The 4,209-nt window shown below is 44.5% G+C and carries 4 protein-coding genes; all 4 read left to right on the top strand.

Annotated features, from left to right (window positions below):
- The first annotated feature begins 28 nt into the window (after positions 1–28).
- A complete protein-coding gene (locus ACO4PX_RS02990; protein ID WP_485535564.1) occupies positions 29–1,309 on the top strand; it encodes an ABC transporter substrate-binding protein in 1,281 nt (426 codons plus the stop codon).
- A gap of 1 nt (position 1,310) precedes the next feature.
- Positions 1,311–2,141, top strand: a complete 831-nt coding sequence (locus ACO4PX_RS02985) for an ABC transporter permease subunit (RefSeq protein ID WP_485571349.1) — start codon at positions 1,311–1,313, stop codon at positions 2,139–2,141.
- Between the two features lie 13 nt (positions 2,142–2,154).
- Positions 2,155–2,970, top strand: a complete 816-nt coding sequence (locus tag ACO4PX_RS02980; RefSeq protein ID WP_485571348.1) for an ABC transporter permease — start codon at positions 2,155–2,157, stop codon at positions 2,968–2,970.
- Positions 2,971–3,138: 168 nt separating this feature from the next.
- Positions 3,139–4,209: ABC transporter ATP-binding protein (locus ACO4PX_RS02975; RefSeq protein WP_485571346.1), on the top strand; the 1,071-nt coding region annotated here is incomplete at its 3' end.

The raw sequence follows: 4,209 nt of genomic DNA, 5'->3' as shown, positions 1-4,209 counted from the left end.
GAATAGTAAGGAATTATAGGAGAAAGCTATGAAAAAAAGATTTTTAGCACTGGCGCTATCCATGAGCATTGCGCTTTTGGCCTGTGGCGGTCAGAAGGCAAGCACTGAGACCAAAGCGGCAGAAAGCAAGACGGAAAGCGCAACAGCAAAAGAGACGTCAGAGGAGAGTAAGGCGGAAGGCTCTGCGGACTTTGATGCACTGGTAGCGGAAGCCAAGGGACAGACTGTAAACTTCTACGGCTGGGGCGGAGATGACCGCTTAAATCAGTGGTTAGACGGCTACTACGCAGAGTATCTAAAGAAAAATTATGACATTACCCTGAATCGTGTTCCTATGGGAATCGAAGACATTTTAGCGCAGCTTTCCGCAGAGAAGGAAGCGGGAGCCAAAGAGTCCGATATCGACATGATTTGGATTAACGGAGAGAATTTTAAAACCGCAAAGGAAAGTGATTTCCTCTATGGTCCATTTACCCAAAATCTTCCCAACTTTAAGAATCTGGTAAATCAGGATGATCCGGAAACCAACAAGGACTTTGCTTATCCCATCGAGGGCTATGAAGCACCTTACGGAAAGGCACAGATGGTTTTCTACGGAGATAAGACCAAGGGAGATTTCCCGAAGAATACCGAAGAGCTTTTGGCTTATGCCAAGGCCCATCCGGGACAGATTACTTATCCGGCTCTTCCGGATTTCACCGGTTCCGCCTTTGTGAGAAATGTTATTTACGATATCGTAGGTGTAGAGCCCTTCCAGACCGTAAAGGAAGATAAGGAAGCGGTAAAAGAGCTGGTACAGCCTGCTATGGATTATTTAAAGGAGTTAAATCCCTACCTTTGGAAGGAAGGAAAGACCTATCCCGAGAAGGAGCCTACCATGAGAAATATGGTAGCAGACGGAGAGCTGATTATGGGAATGACTTACTCTGCATACCTTGTTTCCAACAGCATTGCAGACGGATCTTTCTCCAACAATATGCAGACCTTTATCTGGGACAAGGGAACCATCGGAAACACCAACTACATTGCCATCTCCAAGAATGCAAAGCACAATGCGGCAGCCCAGGTTGCTATCAATGCCATGCTTTCCGAGGATGTGCAGTTAAACCGTTACGAGACCTTAAAGACCATTCCGGTATTGGACAACAGCAAGCTTTCCAAGGAAGTACAGGAAAACTTTGCCAAGGTAGACTTGGGAGAGGGTGTTTTAGAGCAGAGCGTTCTTTTAGACAAGCGTTTACCGGAAATGCCTGCAGGTCTGGTTCCTATCATCGAGGAAATCTGGCAGGAAGAAGTGGCCGGAAAATAAGATGAAAAAGAAGATTTCCTATTTGTGGATTCTACCCCAGCTGATTTTATCTACGATCTTCCTTTTGGGAGTTTCCTATGGATTTATCAAAAGCTTTTTAGGGGAAAAGGGCTTAAGCTTAGAGCATTATCAGGAAATCATGCATAGAGGGGATACTATCCCCTCTATTTTCTATACTCTGCGTTTATCCTTGTTTTCTTCCTTCCTATCCTTGGCGCTGGCGATTCTCTTTTCCTTCTTTCTTTTACAAATGGGGGAAAAATGGAAAAGATTGGAAGGCTTTTTCAGAATCGCCATTATGATGCCCCATAGTTTAGTGGCATTATTCTTTTTGTTTTTACTGTCTTCCAACGGTTTTTTGGCAAGGCTTTTCTATTCCTTTTCATGGATTTCTTCCCAGACGGATTTTCCGGCTCTGGTTTATGATGAGAAAGGCATAGGTATTATCCTTTCCTACCTATGGAAGGAGCTGCCCTTTGTCCTGTTTTTCTCCTTGCCCCTGGCTTATCAGGTGGATGAAAAGGCGGGAGAGGCGGCAAGATGCCTTGGGGCAAGTCCCTTTCAAGCCTTTTGGAAAATCACCCTGCCTCTATCCATACGGCAGTACTTGGCGGCATTTTTCATTATTTTCTCCTTCTCCTTCGGAGCCTTTGACCTTCCCTATCTATTAGGTGCCACCAGCCCCAAGGCCTTATCGGTTTTATCCTACCAGGAGCTACAGAGGGGCTTTTTACAGAGGCCGGTGGCTTTAGCCTATAACGGCATTATTCTCTTATTTTCTTTGTTTTTAAGCTACTTTTACTTTAAATTCTTACCGAAAAAGAAGACCTAAGGGGGGAGGCGCTATGAATTCTATAAAATCAAAAGGAATGGCCGGCAGCGTTTTTTACCGTCTCTTTCGGAATCTTTTTTTCCTAAGCTTAGTTCTGCCCCTTTTCTTTTTGTTGCTTTTCAGCTTTACGGAACGCTATGCCTGGCCGGAGCTTTTTCCCACGAGCTTTTCTCTTCGAAGCTTTAAAAGCATTCTTTTTCAAAGGAAGGCTTTGTTTCAGGACACGCTTTCCAGTATGGCTTTTTCTCTTTTGGTTTCCCTCTGTACAGTACTGGTGGCTTTTTGCACGGCCAAGTACCAAAATGAAGAGGGACTTAAGGGAAAGGGCATCCTTGCCTTTTTGGTGAATTTCCCCATTATGATTCCCGCAACGGTTTTTGCCATGGGGGCTCAGATTCTATTTTTGAAAGTAAAGATTTTTAATCCATTTATCACCGTGTTTCTGGCCCATGTTCTTTATGCCCTGCCCTATGCGGTCAGCTTTCTGCAAGAAGGGATGAGTAGAAAAATGAAGCTCTATGAAGAGCAGGGGAGGGTCATGGGAGCAGTAGGAGGAAGACTCTTTTGGAAGATTAGCCTGCCCTTGCTCTATCCATACATTTTCCCGGCCTTTATGATGTCTTATATCCTTTCCATGAGCCAGTATATTTTGACCTTGATATTAGGCGGAGGAAAGGTGAAAAGCTTAAGCCTGATTATGGTTCCCTATATTCAAAGTGGAGAAAGGAATCTGGCCAGTGCCTACGGACTGATTTTTCTATGTAGCAGCTTTCTTTTGTTTTTCTTCTTGGACTTTTTAGAGAAGGGGATACAGAGGGAAAGAGGCTAGAATAGAGGAGGTCTGAACAGAGTGAAGCTAGAATAGAGTGATGTCTGAACAGAGTGAAGCTAGAACAGAGCGAAGTTAGAACAGTGTGGGTTTAGACTAGCGTAAGGACAAGTATAAGTCTTGTAAGAATAAGAGGGCGTACAGAGCATTTTGTAAAAGGAGTTAAGGGTGGAAATTCGTTTATCTTGTGAAAACTTAGAGCTGGAGCTGGAGAAGAAAAAGATTTTAAGGGACATTTCCCTGGAGGTTCGTTCCGGAGAAATATTGGCGCTTCTTGGGGAAAGCGGCTGCGGAAAAAGCAGTCTCCTAAAGGCGATGCTTGGCCTATATTCCCTAAGCAAAGGAAAAATTTTCTTTCAGGGAAAGGAAATTCAAAATCTCCCCAGCCATAAGAGGGGAATTTCCGTGGTCTTTCAGGACTTAAGGCTTTTTCCTCATTTGAATGTAGGGGAAAATGTGGGTTTTTCCCTGGAATTACAGAAAGTTCCCAAATCAGAGCGTAAGAAAAGAGTGGAGGAGCTTTTAAAGCTTGTGCAGCTGGAGGGGTATTCGGAAAGGCGGATTGACAGTCTTTCCGGAGGGCAAATGCAAAGAGTAGCCATTGCCAGAGCCCTGGCCATGAATGAGAATATCCTATTTCTGGATGAGCCCTTTTCCGCCCTGGATCCTAATCTTCGGAGGGAGATGGGAGACTTTTTATTAGAGCTTCAGAAGAAAGAAAATTTAACGGTTGTTTTGGTCACTCACGACCAGGAGGAGGCCTTACGACTTGCTCACCGCATAGCCCTGATGAAAGATGGAGAGATTCTCCAAGTGGATGAGGGAGAAAAGCTATATTACAGTCCTGTAAATGAATATGTGGCAAAGTTTATGGGGAAGGGAAACAGTATTTTGGGCAGGGTGGAAAATGGCGTTTTTTCCTGTCCTTATTTTTCCTTTCCGGTAGAGAAAGAAGAGGGAGACTATACTTTCTTTTTTCGGGAGAGACAGCTTAGCTTTACAGGAGAGATAGTGGAAAAGCAGATAGCAGAAAAGCAGACTGTGGGAGAGCAGGGAGAAAACATTCATGAAGGGGAAAAAGTAAGCGGAATATCTGAAGCACTAAGCCCCTTTCATCTCATAGAAAAAGAATACGGAGGGGAGTTTTTCCGTGCCTTTTATAAGAACCCTGCCGGGCAAGTCCTTAGCTGCCTCATCGAAAGGGGAGAGGAGCTTCCGGAGGAGGGCTTCCCCACTCTT

It is taken from the genome of Oribacterium sp. (assembly GCF_057249185.1).
The sequence above is the reverse complement of the archived record's forward strand: the minus strand, read 5'-3'. Positions and strand labels throughout refer to the sequence as shown.

Coding starts and splice junctions, on each gene's coding strand:
- ACO4PX_RS02990 (WP_485535564.1), top strand. CDS start 29: ATGAAAAAAAGATTTTTAGCACTGGCGCTATCCATGAGCATTGCGCTT.
- ACO4PX_RS02985 (WP_485571349.1), top strand. CDS start 1,311: ATGAAAAAGAAGATTTCCTATTTGTGGATTCTACCCCAGCTGATTTTA.
- ACO4PX_RS02980 (WP_485571348.1), top strand. CDS start 2,155: ATGAATTCTATAAAATCAAAAGGAATGGCCGGCAGCGTTTTTTACCGT.